The following is a 15367-nucleotide window of genomic DNA, read 5'->3' as shown; positions in this document are numbered from 1 at the left end:
AATGACCGCACTTTTTTTGTGTGTGAGTGCACCATGTCGTATGGTTTCTACAGCCTTACTAAATTAAGTGATGACCAATAAAAATCACTTTGCCGATAATCTCAAGGGCATGATATTGCTCAAAGGAGAGATCAATCGGCGGATAAAGTGTCTTATTGTCACTCATTAAGCGAATGCCATTGGGAAGCCCTTGAATAAGCTTAATCCAGATTTGTTTACCTGAACGTATCACATAAATGCCTTCCTCTTTTGTACTGTTCACCTCACGATTAATCAGAAGTAAATCACCATGATGAATGGTTGGTAGCATGCTGTCACCGGTAGCGCTGACAAAAACGAGTTTATCTGCTGTTATGCCTCTTCCTGTTAACCAATCTTTCATTAACGTAATGTGTTGGTTTGCTTTTGCAGAAGACGTGAAGGCACTAAAACAGGCGTAAAAGGGGATCGGAATGTGATCTTCTGTTTGTGTATTTTCAATAGAACTGACTTCTGTCGTATAGTGACGACAAGGTTCATTCACTTGAGAATGAGGCTGTTCTGCTTGATATAATCCAAGTTGTTGCTGGACCGCAATAGGGAATGACGTATAGTGATATTCAAACGTTTTGCCTTTCACGCCTTGTCTTTGGCGTTTTTGCCAACCTTCTCGGGCGGCTTTTTTGACAATACCTTTATCTGATCCTGGTAAATATAAGTTTTTTTCCATGAGTTCTTTTATTGAAAACCACTCTTGATAGTTCTGCATAAAAAACCTTCTAAGGAACTCGATGTGTTTTACTTTTGTGAGTGTTTAACTTATTGATTTATATTTAATTATAAATAGAAAGTAAATTTTCTTAAAAAGAACTATTGAGTTCCTTTAAAAATAATTGTATAGTTCCTTTTAGTTACTCACATACCTAATAAAAAATGTATTAATCCAAGTAGTAAGGAAATCACATTATGAAAAAGAGTAAAAAGAATATGCACCGCGCATATATTATTGCTGCCATTAAGGAAAAAGGTAGCTCACTCGCACAACTTTCTGTTCAAGCGGGACTACACCCCAGAACATTGAATAATGCATTAGATAGGAAGTATCCGAAAGGCGAAAAAATTATCGCTGATTTTATCGGAGTACCTGTTCAGGAGATATGGCCAGAACGTTATTAGATTTTTGTAATAAAACATGATGAATCTTTCTTTATTCAAAATTGGATAGAAAAGAAATCACTTCATCAGAAAAATATTGGCGCTCGCAAAGGGCATTTAAACGACATATCACATTTATTTTTTATGTAAAAACATGGATAAGGATGTTTGCGTTTAACGCATGAAAAAATAAAAGAATGTATGTTTTAGGTTGATTTGTATTTAATGGATTAACCTGACACAACATCAGCTCATGCCAATAGTCAACGCATTTCATCCTTTTAATTAATTTGCTAAACGCAATTTGATTTCCCCATTCTTTTTACATGCCCCCCTGTTTTGGACGAAAGTAAGTGCAAGAAGACTATCATACACACTTGTTTTGTTAACCCTCATGCATTTATTCGTTACAGGCACGGAAGACACGATGAGCAAGGATGCCTTTCAGTTAAGGGCAAAGCGATGGCTTTGCCCTTGTTTATTGCCTCGGGTTGAATGTTAGCGTGTTGCCCATTCTGCTAATGGTAAAGGGGCATCATCTGACCAAATCCGTTGCCAGAAGGTGAGCAGAACTTTCTTATTTAGATGACTTTTGATCGTTGGATAAGCCTTCGGCAGTACGGCTTGCCATTCGCCTTGATGTTTTTCTGCCACAATAAAACGGAAATTAAACTGTCCAGCTAAGCCCATTCGGGTATCGCTAGCCACTAATTGATTGCCAATTTGTTCATAATGTACCCAATCGGAAGTAAACCATTCAAAACGTTGTAGTTGTGGTGAGGCCGCAATGACATTCTGTTTCAGTGTTTGGTTTAATGGAATTCTGATAAATTCAGGTACATTTTTATCTAGCCAACCACTGACCGCATCGTATAAGTTGCCTTGCTTATCCTTCGCAATCACACGCCACAAAATAATATTAAAAGGCGTCGGGGTCGCTAACACGTCATCAACCTCAATTCCTTGCTGTGTTAAAACACTTTCGAACCGATGTTCATGATAAGCGCGACTCATAAAACCGACTGCAAAATAGACGCAACCAAACAATAAAGCAGTAAAAAGATAACGTATTGCACGAGGATCTAGCTTTCGCCAATATGCCCAAAGGCATGTAAAAATCAGCGGTAACGTATAAATCGGATCGATCACAAAAACCGTGGACCACACCACGGGTGGAGAAGGAATAGGCCAAAAGAGTTGGGTGCCGTAAACTGTCATCGCATCAATCAGAGGATGGGTAATTAATGCTAGCGTCAGGGTAATAAATAACCTTCGAAATGAAAAAGGTAAGTTCGTATGACGTTTAAAGGTCAGCCATGTGATAAAAAACGCCAATGCAGTGAGGACAAAAAGAGAATGACTAAACCCACGGTGGTAAGTCATGGAGGAAATGGGATCGGCATAACGGATAAAAACATCCAGATCGGGCAAAGTGCCGAGTAGTCCACCATAGAGCAAGGCCTTTCTTCCTTGATATTTTCCCATGCCAACCCCTTGCACGGCGGCACCAAGTACAAATTGCGTAACTGAATCCATAATGCGTTTGCCTTTTCATTCTTCGAAAATAGCCTGTATTTTGGGCAGAAATGTTGTCAAGGTCAATGAAATTTACTTTGCATAAAAAACGGCACTTGAAATCAAGTGCCGTTGTGTTGTGGTTTGCTATTGTTATAAGAGAAATGGGTGTGAGAATTAGTTTAATTCTGCACGGAGTTTTTTGGTGACTTCCATCATCACTTCTAATTGAGCGATAGTTTCCGGCCAGCCACGGGTTTTTAAACCACAGTCTGGGTTCACCCATAAACGCTCTTTTGGCACTACATTTAATGCTTTACGTAATAAGCGTTCAATTTCTTCTGCTTTTGGCACACGTGGACTGTGAATATCATACACGCCCGGACCAATATCGTTTGGATATTTGAAATCACCAAAGGCGGTTAATAATTCCATATCTGAACGTGAGGTTTCAATGGTAATCACGTCCGCATCTAAGCCCGCAATCGCAGGTAAGATATCGTTAAACTCAGAGTAACACATGTGTGTGTGAATTTGCGTATCATCTTGTACACCCATGTAGCTTAAACGGAAGGCTTCGCCTGCCCATTGTAAGTACGCATCCCAGTCTGCACGTTTCAGTGGTAAACCTTCACGGATCGCTGGTTCATCAATTTGAATCACTTTGATGCCGGCTTTTTCTAAATCTAACACTTCATCGGACAGTGCTACACCGATTTGTTTACATACCGTTGAACGTGGAATGTCATTACGTACAAATGACCATTGTAGAATCGTAACCGGTCCTGTCAGCATGCCTTTCATCACTTTGTTGGTGAGGCTTTGTGCATATTGTGACCAACGTACTGTCATTGGTTCTGGGCGTACGACATCACCGTAAATCACTGGTGGCTTCACGCAACGTGAACCGTAGCTTTGTACCCAACCGAATTTTGTGAAAGCGAAACCGTCGAGTAACTCACCGAAGTATTCCACCATGTCGTTACGCTCTGCTTCGCCGTGCACTAACACATCTAAATCCAGTTCTTCTTGGCGACGTACCACAAATTCGATTTCTTTCTTCATTGCCGCTTCATAATCTGCGACGCTAAGTTCGCCTTTCTTGAATTTCGCACGGGCTTGGCGAATTTCAACGGTTTGTGGGAAGGAACCGATATTCGTGGTTGGTAATAACGGTAAATTTAACCACGCATTTTGTTTTGCAATACGTTCTGCAAAAGGCGATTTACGTTTGTCCGCATCCGTCGGCAAGTTTGCTAAACGTTCTGCCACTTCTGGACGATGAATTTCTTTGCTGTTTGCACGGGCGTCAGCAGCTGCTTGGCTTGCATCAAGTTCAGCTTGTACTGCGCCACGACCTTGCTCAAGTGCGGTCTTAATGACACGCAATTCTTGCACTTTTTGTAACGTGAAGGCTAACCAGCTGTACAGCTCCGGTTTATTCGCTTTTAATTGCGTTTCCACTTCTAAATCATACGGGGTGTGAAGCAATGAACAACTTGGTGCAATCCATAGATTTTCACCGAATTTTGCTTTCAATGGTTCAACTACATCGAGTACTTGGTTGAGGTTTGCACGCCAAATGTTACGACCGTCAATTACCCCAACAGAAAGCACTTTGTTGTAATCTTCAAAGGCAGCAAGCTGTGCAGGTGCACGCACTAAATCAATGTGTAAACCATCAACTGGTAAACCTTTAAGCAGTGGCGCGTGTTCTGCGACAGAGCCGAAATAAGTCGCTAATAAGAGTTTTGCTTTTACTTTTTCTTTCAGTGTCGTATAAACAGCCTTGTAAGCTTCAATCCATTCTGTTGGTAGATCCACCGCTAAAGCCGGTTCATCAATTTGGATCCACTCTGCGCCTTCTGCTACTAAGGCATTGAGGATTTCTACATACACAGGTACGAGTTTTGCCAGTAATTCAAAACGATTAAAGGCCTCGCCTTTTTCTTTACCTAACCAAAGGAACGTTAATGGTCCCACGATTGTTGGTTTAAATTTGAAACCTAAGGCTTTCGCTTCACGGATTTGTTGTACGTAATGTGCTGGGTTCGCTTTAAATTCGGTATTTTTAGTGAATTCTGGTACTAAATAGTGGTAGTTTGTATCAAACCATTTGGTCATTTCAATGGCAAATTGGGTTTGGTTACCGCGTGCAAGTTGGAAATATTCACTTAAACTTAAGTTTTGGCTATCAAAACCGAAACGGGCTGGAATAGCGCCTGTTGCTACTTGCAGATCCAAAATATGATCGTAGAATGTGAAATCGGCGACTGCCACGAAGTCCGCATTGGCTGCTGCTTGGTGTTTCCAGTTAATTTCACGTAATTTTTGTGCAATCTCTAACAGATCCTGTTCGGCAATTTCGCCACGCCAATAACGCTCTTGGGCAAATTTTAGTTCACGTTTTGCACCCACACGCGGAAAGCCTGCTACATGAAATGTTGTCATAGTTATACCTCACTCAAATTGATGTTGTTATTCTCTGAATAGACGGCTAAACGTCTATATGGATATAGAATGAAGGATTTTAGACCATTATGCAATATCATAATTTTCACAATAAACATGAAAATTTTTAATACACATAAAGACAGGTCAAGAGAGAAGAGTACATTGGGCTAACACCTTGTTGTCGTTAGAAATTTTGATAAAACTGAGCGCACTTTTATTTGCTTTTAGTGATCCAATAGCGATTTTGGTATATGATAACGTTCAATTCTTTCCCTTATTTCGATGAATCTTTTTAATGAAACCTATTTAATGAAACCTATTTTTTTAGAACTCCGTCATTTAAAAACGTTACTGGCGTTAAAAGAAACTGGCAGTGTGTCTTTAGCGGCAAAACGTGTGTATTTAACTCAGTCTGCGCTGTCACACCAGTTGAAATTACTGGAAGAACAATATGGGCTTCCTTTATTTGAACGTAAAACGCAACCGTTACATTTTACTCCCGCGGGGGAAAGGTTGATTCAGCTTGCTAATGAAATTTTGCCGAAAGTAGTAGAAGCGGAGCGCGATCTGGCTCGGGTGAAACAAGGGGAGGCAGGGGAGCTACGCATTGCGGTGGAATGTCATACTTGCTTCGACTGGCTGATGCCAGCGATGGATTCCTTGCGTCAAAATTGGCCTTTAGTGGAATTAGATATTGTCTCGGGCTTTCATACTGATCCAGTGGGCTTATTATTAACGCACCGTGCCGATTGGGCGGTGGTATCTGAGATTGAAGAAACCGCAGGTATTATCCATAAGCCCTTGTTTTCTTATGAAATGGTGGGATTGTGCGCCAAAGATCACCCTTTAGCAACGAAAGAGATTTGGGAACCTGAAGATTTTATTGATCAAACCTTGATTACTTACCCTGTCCCTGATGATATGTTGGATTTATTACGCAAAGTATTACACCCGAATGGGATTAATCCTCTGCGCCGTACCAGTGAATTAACCATTGCGATTATTCAGCTGGTGGCAAGCAAACGTGGGATTGCGGCGTTGCCATTTTGGGCAGCCAAACCCTATTTAGATCGTGGCTATTTGGTGGCGCGTAAAATTACCAAACAAGGCTTATACAGTAATTTATATGCGGCAATTCGTGAAATTGATGCCAATGTAGCGTTTGTCGATGATTTTTATGAAACCGTAAAAGCACAGAGTTTTTCGACGCTACCTGCACTATCCGTACTGGAATAATCAAGATGTTAGATGTTAATAAGCACCCTATTTTTAGGGCAGCTAAAGCCGCATTTCCTTATAGTTTACCCATTTTGTCTGGTTTTCTGTTTTTAGGGATCGCGTATGGTGTTTATATGAAGGCGCTAGGCTTTGAAGCGCTCTATCCGATTTTAATGGCACTATTTATTTATGCAGGCTCTGTGGAATTTATTGTCGCAGGGCTTTTGGTTGCGCCATTTTCCCCCTTGAATGTGTTGTTAATCACCTTAATGGTGAGTGGTCGTCAAATTTTCTACGGGATTTCCATGTTAGAAAAATACGGCGCTTATTTAGGCAAAAAGCGCTGGTATTTGATTAGTACCTTAGTGGATGAAGCTTTTTCATTAAATTATATGGCGAAAGTGCCGGAAGGGATCGAACGCGGTTGGTATTTTTTCTTTGTGAGTTTCTATTTGCAATTGTATTGGGTTATAGGGGCAGCAATTGGCGCATTATTTGGTTCAATCTTACCTTTTGATTTAAGCGGGATTGAATTTGCCATGACGGCGTTGTTTTTAGTGATTTTCGCAGAGCAATGGTGTAAAGAACGCTCACATGAAAGTGCATTATTAGGGCTTGGTATTGCATTTACTGCCTTGGTAGTTGTGGGGAAAACCTATTTTCTATTACCGACATTAATTGGGATTTGGTTTGCTTTAACATTACGTCGCGTTAAATTGAGCGCTAAGTTAGCGAAAGTGGAGTAGCACATGTCATTCGTTGAACAAATTATTACGATCTTAATGGGGGTTGTGGGGGTACAGCTTTTTCGTTGGCTACCTTTTTGGGTATTTCCTGCTCATCGCCCTATTCCGAGTTATATACAATATTTAGGTAAAGTCTTACCCGCAGCGATGTTTGGTATGTTAGTCGTATATTGCTATAAAGATGTTGATGTATTGAGTGGACATCATGGGATACCTGATTTTATTGCGGGTGCTGTTGTATTAGCGCTGCATTTTTGGCGCAGAAATATGTTTCTTTCTATTGCTGTTGGAACAGGATTATATATGTTTTTAGTACAGGCTGTGTTTATTTAAATTTCTAAAAAATCGCTTAAATTTATTTAGTGAAAAAAAATAAATAAATTTCTTTTTTGCAACCGTTTGCTTACTAATTGTACTCTTTGAGTGGAATAAAAAATAATTTATTATTGCGCTACTAACGAAATCAATAATTTATTTTAAAGAGGCAATATGGAATTTAATGTAAATGAACTGTTAGGTTATGCAGCGGGATTGCTAGTTGCAATATCATTCCTATTTAAAAATATCATTTTTATACGGGTCATTAACGGTATTGGGGCAATTTTATTTGTGATTTACGCGTTGCGTATTGATGCTTATCCCGTGGCTGGATTAAATGCGTTTTTAGTCTTAATTCATATTTATCAATTATGGCGTTTAAAAAACACAAAAAAGTAAATAAAATTTTTCAAAAAGAAACCGCACATTGAAGTGCGGTTTTTTTTGTTATTTTGCAATACGTTTGTATTTCATTCGGTGTGGCTGGGTGGCTTCTGCGCCAAAGGTTTTCTTCTTCCATTCCTCATAGTCAGAGAAGTTACCTTCGTAGAAGGTGACTTTCCCTTCATCACCGTAATCTAAAATATGTGTGGCGATACGGTCTAAGAACCAACGGTCGTGCGAGATGACCATCGCGCAGCCCGGGAATTCTAAGATCGCATTTTCTAACGCACGTAACGTTTCTACGTCAAGATCGTTAGTTGGTTCGTCTAATAACAACACGTTACCGCCAGCTTGTAACAGTTTAGCAAGGTGTAAACGACCGCGTTCACCCCCAGACAATTCGCCCACACGTTTTTGTTGATCGACACCTTTAAAGTTAAAGCGTCCCACATAAGCACGGCTTGGAATTTCAAAATTACCAATGCGTAAAATATCTTGTCCGTTAGATACTTCTTCCCACACGGTTTTTTTATCGTCCATCGCATCACGGAACTGATCTACCGAAGCCAATACCACGGTTTCCCCTAAGGTAATCGTGCCTGAGTCTGGTTGTTCTTGACCGGATAGCATACGGAATAAAGTGGATTTACCCGCACCGTTTGGACCGATAATCCCCACGATTGCCCCTTTTGGAATGCTAAAGGAAAGATTGTCAATTAAGGTGCGATCGCCGTAAGTTTTAGTGAGGTTTTGTACCTCGATCACTTTATCCCCTAAACGTGGACCCGGTGGAATAAAGAGTTCGTTCGTTTCATTACGTTTTTGATATTCGCCATTGTTTAATTCTTCAAAACGTGCCATACGTGCTTTACTTTTCGCTTGGCGACCTTTTGGATTTTGGCGTACCCATTCTAATTCTTTTTCAATGGATTTTTGGCGAGCAGATTCTGCCGCTTGTTCTTGGGCTAAACGTTTTTCTTTTTGTTCTAACCAAGAAGAGTAGTTACCTTCCCAAGGAATCCCTTCACCACGGTCAAGTTCTAAGATCCAGCCTGCCACGTTATCTAAGAAGTAACGGTCGTGAGTAATTGCCACTACGGTGCCTTCATAGTCATGTAAGAAACGTTCTAACCACGCCACTGATTCTGCATCTAAGTGGTTGGTTGGTTCGTCTAATAACAACATATCCGGTTTTTCGAGTAATAAACGACACAGTGCCACACGGCGACGTTCACCCCCTGATAAGTGCTCAATTTTGGCATCCCATTCTGGTAAGCGTAAGGCATCTGCCGCACGTTCGAGTTGGTTATCGAGATTATGACCGTCATGTGCTTGGATAATCGCTTCTAATTCAGCTTGTTCTGCAGCTAGTTTGTCGAAATCCGCATCAGGATCGGCATAAAGGGCATATACTTCATCTAAACGCGTGAGCGCATTTTTCACCTCGCCAACGGCTTCTTCAATGGCTTCTCGCACGGTTTGTTGTGGATCGAGTTTAGGTTCTTGTGGTAAATAACCGATTTTGATCCCCGGTTGTGGACGCGCTTCCCCTTCGATTTCTTTATCGATGCCTGCCATAATGCGTAATAAAGTGGATTTACCCGCACCATTCAGACCTAGTACGCCGATTTTTGCACCCGGGAAAAAGCTCAAGGAAATATCTTTTAGAATATGACGCTTTGGTGGTACGATTTTGCCCACGCGATGCATCGTATAAACAAATTGTGATGACATAATTTCTCTCGTTATGCGATAAATAAAAAAGTGCGGTTATTTTACTTGAAATTTGGTAGATTAGCTAACTAACAAGTAAAAAAATACGCCGAGTGAGTTTGACGTAAAGTGACGGCTCTTAGGACGACTGTCAGCTAACAAGTCGTGATTGGCTAAATATTCACGCACGGTCGTCGCCACTAAACAGCCACTTTCCAATTAGAGTAAAATCATAACTGATTGAAACTGGATAAAAAAAACCCTCCGAAGTGGAGGGTAGGAAAGTAGTTTAGCTATTTATGATTATTTTATTTAGGAACTTTATGAATATCAAGCAATCACTTGACGCTGCTTATTTTACATAAATTTACATTGAAGAGAAACAATTTTTACATTATTTTTGAAGTAAATCACAAAAAAAAACAAAAATGCACATTTTTCACTCTATTTGGAAGCGGTTTAGTCAGAAAATTGAGCTATTATTTCACTTTGATTATGATTTAAGCACATCTACGTGAACTTGCCTGCTATAAAATGGACAAAAGTATTTTTAAGATTAAGGTTATTAAAATGAAAACGTTTTCTCGCTCTGTTTTGGGGATAGTATGCTTGCTCTTTTCGGTCGCAGCGTCAACGCATCCGCATGCCTTTATTGATATGAAAACCAAAATACTGGTACAAGAGCAACAACTTATTGGGTTTTCGATGGAATGGACGTTAGATGAAGCGAGCTCTGCGACGGTGCTTTATGATATGCGTCAAACACGAGGGGACAAACAAGCGTTACAGGCGTTAGTGGAAGAAGTGATGGGCAACATTGTACATGAACATTATTTTAGTTATCTCTACGATAAAGCTGGAAAGAAAATAAAATACCGCTCAAAACCGCAGAACTATGGCATGAAATCAAATCAGAATCAGGTGCAATATTATTTTGATTTCTTGTTATCGCAACCGAGAACCTTAGCAAAAGATGAATTGACTTTGCTGACCTACGATCCGACCTATTATGTGGCAATGTATTATGATCAAGAAAATCAAAGTGCGCTTGATTTTTCAGCGCTTCCAGCACATTGTCAAGGGCGTGTGATTGAGCCACAAGTCGATGCCAAAATTCGTGAATATGCCAGTTCGTTGGATCAAACACAACGTAATGAAGACGATTCCTTAGGGGTTATTTTTGCACAAAAAGTGATGTTAATATGCGAATAGTGTTTCCTGTCAAATATGTTGTTCTTCTGCTACTACTTGGTATTGGCGCGTATTTTTTATTTCCCTATTTATTTTTTAAGATTGCTCTTTGGCAACGTGATATTAATCAGTTAATGTCTGATTATTTACATCAAATTCAAACGGATAAAACCCATGCGGGCATGTGGTTAATCGCGATAAGTTTTTTGTATGGCGTGTTTCATGCTATCGGTCCGGGACATGGTAAGTTTATTATTGCGACCTACTTATCTACTCACCAAACGCAGCTCAAAACGAGCATGAAACTCACGTTTTTGTCCTCGCTTGTTCAGGGGAGCGTTGCGGTGTGTTTGACGTCATTCGTTGTAGTCATACTGAACCTGTCTTCTGCGTATTTTAAGTTAAGTCAGCTCTGGTTAGAACGTATCGCTTTTTTGTTATTGTTATGTTTAGGTATTACATGGTGTTATCAAAATGGGCGAAAATTATATCTCGATTATGTGAAAACACGACAAAACTCACCACTAAAAATTTATACCCTTCAGTTTGATCATTCACCCAGCAAAATAGGACAACCTCGCGTTGAACAAATACATACTCATTCAATTGCTTGTGGTTGTGGTCATCAGCATGCGCCCAATCCATCACAGTTAACACAAGCACGAGACTGGAAATCTCAGCTTTTAGTGATTTTCAGCATTGGCATGCGCCCTTGCTCTGGGGCAATTTTTATTTTGTTTTTAGCCTATATGCTTGATCTGTATTTTTGGGGAATTATCGCAACTTTTGCGATGGCAGTGGGGACAGGAATGACGTTATCGGGGTTTGCGCTCATAGTCCTTTATGCACGAAATACAGCGATGAAGGTCGGCAAGTGGTATCAGTTTTCACCAACAGTACAACAACGTTGGGGGAGATTATTGAAACTCGTTGCGGGGATACTACTGATCTTTTTTGCAACGAGTTTATTATATGGTACGACGATCGCTGTGCGTGGGGGGGCTGCGCTCTTTGGATAGTTAGAGCGCAGTTTGAATTAAGAATAGCGTATAGCCGATGTAGCTGCTGAGAAATAAGAATCCTGTTAAGCGCCCAATTTGGCTTCGTTTTTTGTAAGCAATAAAGCCTAAAATAAAGAGGGCGAGCGTTAATGAGAGCATAACTAGCATGTCACGTGAGAGTACCTCATGTTCGGCTTGAATTGGCATGATTACACCAGCCAGTCCCACAACCGCCAGGGTGTTGTATAAGTTTGAGCCAATAATATTGCCGACCGCTAAATCCACTTCGCCTTTGCGTGCGGCGGCAATTGAGGCAGCAACTTCGGGCAGAGATGTTCCAATAGCCACTACGGTTAATCCAATCACTAAATCACTGACACCCAGATAATGAGCAATTTTTACTGCTCCCCAAATAAGTAACTGCGAACTGACCATCAGTAAAGCTAAGCCCACAATGAGCCAAAATAAGGCAGCTTTAAAAGAAAGACAGGTTTCATGCTTATCTTCTTCATAATTTGCTTGAACAGATGCACGCTGTTTTTTACTTGACCAAATTGTCCAAACTACATAACCAATAAAAAGAGCTAATAGCACGATGGCTTCTAAGCGAGCTATGCGCATATCGAATAGGAAATAAGCGGAGAGGAGAGTAACTATCAATAAAATAGGCAATTCTTTTTTGATCACACTGCCATGTACTGTTAAAGGCTTGATCAATGCGGTTAAACCAAGAATCAGGGCAATATTAGTAATATTGGAACCATAAGCATTGCCTAAAGCAATCCCCGGACTGCCATTTAAAGCGGATAAGGCTGAAACCACCATTTCTGGCATTGAAGTACCAAAACCGATAATCAAAATACCAATTAACAGTGGCGACATACCAAGATAACGTGCTAATGCCGCAGCACCATCCACGAAACGATCGGCACTCCATACCAAAATAATCAACCCAACAAGAATCGCGAGTGAGGCTTCTAATAACATCTGAAATCCTATAAACAAATAAGAAGGAAAGAATATGGTCGCGTATAATATATGCAAAAATCAGGAAAGAGAAGAGCGCAAAAGAAAAAATAAAAGCCCATAAGGAGGATATGGGCTTAAAATCTTTTGGTTAAAAAATGAAACTTTTATAAAAGGAGACAAATAAAAGCTCACCAAAAGAAAAAGTTGGCTCCTCCTGCTGGACTTGAACCAGCGACATACGGATTAACAGTCCGCCGTTCTACCGACTGAACTAAGGAGGAAAAATTCTGTATCACAAGGAATTTAGGTCGCGTATGATAATGTGCTTGATCTGTCTTGTCAACCTTAAAAAAGCAAAAAAATTTTCTTTTTTACAACTTATTTTTATATCCACAGCGCCTGTGGATAAGTCTGTGAATGTTTATTAAAAAAAATCGCTAAAGCTAGAGAATAACTGGTATGATCGGACTTCGTTATACAATTGGTTGTAAAATGACATTTCTTTATTTTTCAATTAGTTAATAAAAATCCATAAAAAAATAGGAAATTTTTTTTAAATTTGAGAAGTTTGAATCTTGACAAATATAACTCTGTGTAAAACTTACATTTTTTAAATCCAAAACTGTTACAAAATTGTGATAAAATTGACCGCACTTTGAATAGAATTGAGTATAAGACTATGGCGTATAAAATGCATACTAAATCATTTATTTTGCATTCGGATTTTTCTCCTTCTGGTGATCAACCGCAAGCAATTACGCAGCTGATTGAGGGGCTTGAAAATGGGCTTGCTCATCAAACCTTGTTAGGGGTAACAGGGTCGGGTAAGACCTTTACGATTGCTAATGTGATTGCAAAATTAAATCGTCCCGCTATGGTACTTGCCCCGAATAAAACCCTCGCAGCACAGCTTTATGCTGAAATGAAAGCATTTTTTCCAGAAAATGCAGTTGAATATTTCGTATCTTACTATGATTACTATCAGCCAGAAGCTTATGTGCCAAGTAGCGATACTTTTATTGAGAAAGATGCATCGATTAATGATCAAATCGAACAAATGCGCTTATCTGCCACTAAATCGTTTTTAGAGCGTCGAGATACTATTGTGGTTGCCTCGGTATCCGCTATTTATGGTTTAGGCGATCCAGATTCTTATTTAAAAATGATGCTCCATTTACAAACGGGTGCGATTATTAATCAACGTCAAATCTTAGCGCAATTGGCTGAATTGCAGTACACACGCAATGATCAGGCGTTTGAGCGTGGTACCTTTCGTGTGCGCGGTGAAATCATTGATATTTTCCCCGCAGAATCTGATGACAAAGCGATACGGATCGAATTATTTGACGATGAAATCGAGCGATTAAGTTTATTTGATCCGCTAACTGGCTCAAGTTTTGGTCCTGTCCCTCGTTATACTATTTATCCGAAAACGCACTATGTCACACCAAGAGAGCGGATTTTAGATGCCATTGAAAAAATCAAACAAGAACTGGCGGAGCGTCGCCAATTCTTATTGGAAAATAACAAATTACTCGAAGAACAGCGCATTACACAACGCACCCAATTCGATATTGAAATGATGAATGAATTGGGATATTGCTCAGGTATCGAAAACTATTCACGCTATTTATCAGGGCGTAACGAAGGCGAGCCACCGCCAACCTTATTTGATTATATGCCTTCAGATGCACTACTTATTATTGATGAATCTCATGTGACGGTGCCGCAAATTGGTGGTATGTATCGTGGTGATCGTTCTCGTAAAGAAACACTGGTGGAATATGGTTTTCGTTTGCCTTCTGCGTTAGATAATCGTCCTTTGCGTTTTGAGGAGTTTGAACGTTTAGCCCCGCAAACAATTTATGTCTCCGCCACACCGGGTCCTTATGAATTAGAGAAATCGGGTGGTGAAATTATTGATCAAGTGGTGCGCCCAACAGGCTTATTGGATCCAGAAATTGAAATTCGTCCTGTCGCGATTCAAGTGGATGATTTATTGTCTGAGGCTCGTCAAAGGGCGGATCAAAATGAACGAGTTTTAGTCACTACCTTAACCAAAAAAATGGCGGAAGATCTGACGGATTATTTAGATGAACACGGTATTCGTGTCCGTTATTTACATTCAGATATTGATACGGTTGAGCGGGTAGAAATTATCCGTGATCTGCGTTTAGGGGAATTTGATGTGTTAGTTGGGATCAACTTATTGCGTGAAGGATTGGATATTCCAGAAGTGTCTTTGGTGGCGATTTTAGATGCCGATAAAGAAGGCTTCTTACGTTCAGAACGTTCCTTAATTCAGACAATTGGACGCGCAGCACGTAACTTAAAAGGGAAAGCGATTCTATATGCGGATCGCATCACCAATTCTATGCAAAAAGCCATCACCGAAACCAATCGCCGTCGTGAAAAACAAATGAAATATAATGAAGCACGCGGTATTGTGCCACAAGCATTGAATAAAAAAGTGGGAGAATTATTAGACATCGGTCAAGGGGCGAATCAAAAAGCTAAAGCGAATAGAAACGCGAAAAAAGTGGCAGAACCGACCGCACTTTATGTTGTACCACAAACGGCGAAAGAATATCAGCAACAGATTAAGAAATTAGAACAACAAATGTATAAATATGCACAGGATCTTGAATTTGAAAAAGCAGCGGCTGTGCGGGATCAATTACAACAATTACGTGAACATTTTTTTGAGGTGCAATAAAGCAAATT

Annotated in this window: 13 protein-coding genes and 1 tRNA gene; 8 read left to right on the top strand and 6 right to left on the bottom strand. The window is 40.1% G+C overall.

Features of this window, described 5'->3' with window-relative positions:
* Positions 1-58: 58 nt before the first annotated feature.
* On the bottom strand, positions 59-748 hold the full coding sequence (locus tag KPF51_RS05520; protein ID WP_211599584.1) for a S24 family peptidase: 690 nt from the start codon (positions 746-748) through the stop codon (positions 59-61).
* 197 nt (positions 749-945) lie between these two features.
* Between KPF51_RS05520 and KPF51_RS05515 the strand changes: the two genes are divergently transcribed.
* The gene (locus KPF51_RS05515) at positions 946-1155 is read left to right on the top strand and encodes a transcriptional regulator (RefSeq protein ID WP_005721729.1); all 210 of its coding nucleotides are present in this window, start codon (positions 946-948) and stop codon (positions 1153-1155) included.
* Positions 1156-1632: 477 nt separating this feature from the next.
* On the opposite strand, the gene KPF51_RS05510 is transcribed toward KPF51_RS05515, so the two are convergent.
* Together KPF51_RS05510 and metE are read right to left on the bottom strand one after the other, a co-directional pair.
* Entirely contained in the window at positions 1633-2670 is a 1038-nt protein-coding gene (locus KPF51_RS05510; protein ID WP_005726137.1) for a metal-dependent hydrolase, read from the bottom strand.
* A 156-nt stretch (positions 2671-2826) separates the two neighbouring features.
* Positions 2827-5100, bottom strand: a complete 2274-nt coding sequence (gene metE / locus KPF51_RS05505) for a 5-methyltetrahydropteroyltriglutamate--homocysteine S-methyltransferase (RefSeq protein WP_005726138.1) — start codon at positions 5098-5100, stop codon at positions 2827-2829.
* Between the two features lie 312 nt (positions 5101-5412).
* Here metE and KPF51_RS05500 point away from each other — a divergent pair, with 312 nt between their 5' ends.
* From KPF51_RS05500 to KPF51_RS05485, 4 genes are all read left to right on the top strand, one after another.
* On the top strand, positions 5413-6339 hold the full coding sequence (locus KPF51_RS05500; protein WP_005726139.1) for a LysR family transcriptional regulator: 927 nt from the start codon (positions 5413-5415) through the stop codon (positions 6337-6339).
* Positions 6340-6344: 5 nt separating this feature from the next.
* Positions 6345-7067: an azaleucine resistance protein AzlC gene (gene azlC, locus KPF51_RS05495; RefSeq protein ID WP_005726140.1), complete on the top strand. Its 723-nt coding sequence runs from the start codon at positions 6345-6347 to the stop codon at positions 7065-7067.
* Between the two features lie 3 nt (positions 7068-7070).
* Complete coding sequence (locus KPF51_RS05490) at positions 7071-7400, top strand: branched-chain amino acid transporter permease (protein WP_010906636.1); 330 nt, start codon at positions 7071-7073, stop codon at positions 7398-7400.
* 156 nt (positions 7401-7556) lie between these two features.
* The gene (locus tag KPF51_RS05485; RefSeq protein WP_005721739.1) at positions 7557-7784 is read left to right on the top strand and encodes a YgjV family protein; all 228 of its coding nucleotides are present in this window, start codon (positions 7557-7559) and stop codon (positions 7782-7784) included.
* A gap of 48 nt (positions 7785-7832) precedes the next feature.
* Here KPF51_RS05485 and ettA read toward each other — a convergent pair whose 3' ends face one another.
* Positions 7833-9503: an energy-dependent translational throttle protein EttA gene (gene ettA, locus KPF51_RS05480; RefSeq protein WP_005726143.1), complete on the bottom strand. Its 1671-nt coding sequence runs from the start codon at positions 9501-9503 to the stop codon at positions 7833-7835.
* Positions 9504-10052: 549 nt separating this feature from the next.
* On the opposite strand from ettA, the gene zevA reads away from it, so the two are divergent.
* Positions 10053-10694 carry a zinc transporter binding subunit ZevA gene (gene zevA, locus KPF51_RS05475; RefSeq protein WP_005726145.1) on the top strand — a complete coding sequence of 214 codons (642 nt, stop codon included), beginning with the start codon at positions 10053-10055 and terminating at the stop codon, positions 10692-10694.
* On the top strand, positions 10685-11692 hold the full coding sequence (gene zevB / locus KPF51_RS05470; RefSeq protein WP_061405968.1) for a zinc transporter permease subunit ZevB: 1008 nt from the start codon (positions 10685-10687) through the stop codon (positions 11690-11692). Before zevA ends, zevB begins: the two co-directional genes overlap by 10 nt.
* On the opposite strand, the gene KPF51_RS05465 is transcribed toward zevB, so the two are convergent.
* Together KPF51_RS05465 and KPF51_RS05460 are read right to left on the bottom strand one after the other, a co-directional pair.
* Complete coding sequence (locus KPF51_RS05465) at positions 11693-12661, bottom strand: calcium/sodium antiporter (protein ID WP_005726147.1); 969 nt, start codon at positions 12659-12661, stop codon at positions 11693-11695.
* 187 nt (positions 12662-12848) lie between these two features.
* A tRNA-Asn gene (locus tag KPF51_RS05460) sits at positions 12849-12924 on the bottom strand.
* Positions 12925-13322: 398 nt separating this feature from the next.
* On the opposite strand from KPF51_RS05460, the gene uvrB reads away from it, so the two are divergent.
* On the top strand, positions 13323-15359 hold the full coding sequence (uvrB, locus tag KPF51_RS05455) for an excinuclease ABC subunit UvrB (RefSeq protein ID WP_016534289.1): 2037 nt from the start codon (positions 13323-13325) through the stop codon (positions 15357-15359).
* The last annotated feature ends 8 nt before the right edge of the window (positions 15360-15367 follow it).

Source organism: Pasteurella sp. XG20, from assembly GCF_018968665.1.
Taxonomy (GTDB): Bacteria; Pseudomonadota; Gammaproteobacteria; order Enterobacterales; family Pasteurellaceae; genus Pasteurella; species Pasteurella multocida.
Note: the sequence above shows the minus strand (reverse complement) of the source record. Positions and strands in the feature narration are given on the sequence as shown.

Coding starts and splice junctions, on each gene's coding strand:
- KPF51_RS05520 (WP_211599584.1), bottom strand. CDS start 748: ATGCAGAACTATCAAGAGTGGTTTTCAATAAAAGAACTCATGGAAAAA.
- KPF51_RS05515 (WP_005721729.1), top strand. CDS start 946: ATGAAAAAGAGTAAAAAGAATATGCACCGCGCATATATTATTGCTGCC.
- KPF51_RS05510 (WP_005726137.1), bottom strand. CDS start 2,670: ATGGATTCAGTTACGCAATTTGTACTTGGTGCCGCCGTGCAAGGGGTT.
- metE (WP_005726138.1), bottom strand. CDS start 5,100: ATGACAACATTTCATGTAGCAGGCTTTCCGCGTGTGGGTGCAAAACGT.
- KPF51_RS05500 (WP_005726139.1), top strand. CDS start 5,413: ATGAAACCTATTTTTTTAGAACTCCGTCATTTAAAAACGTTACTGGCG.
- azlC (WP_005726140.1), top strand. CDS start 6,345: ATGTTAGATGTTAATAAGCACCCTATTTTTAGGGCAGCTAAAGCCGCA.
- KPF51_RS05490 (WP_010906636.1), top strand. CDS start 7,071: ATGTCATTCGTTGAACAAATTATTACGATCTTAATGGGGGTTGTGGGG.
- KPF51_RS05485 (WP_005721739.1), top strand. CDS start 7,557: ATGGAATTTAATGTAAATGAACTGTTAGGTTATGCAGCGGGATTGCTA.
- ettA (WP_005726143.1), bottom strand. CDS start 9,503: ATGTCATCACAATTTGTTTATACGATGCATCGCGTGGGCAAAATCGTA.
- zevA (WP_005726145.1), top strand. CDS start 10,053: ATGAAAACGTTTTCTCGCTCTGTTTTGGGGATAGTATGCTTGCTCTTT.
- zevB (WP_061405968.1), top strand. CDS start 10,685: ATGCGAATAGTGTTTCCTGTCAAATATGTTGTTCTTCTGCTACTACTT.
- KPF51_RS05465 (WP_005726147.1), bottom strand. CDS start 12,661: ATGTTATTAGAAGCCTCACTCGCGATTCTTGTTGGGTTGATTATTTTG.
- uvrB (WP_016534289.1), top strand. CDS start 13,323: ATGGCGTATAAAATGCATACTAAATCATTTATTTTGCATTCGGATTTT.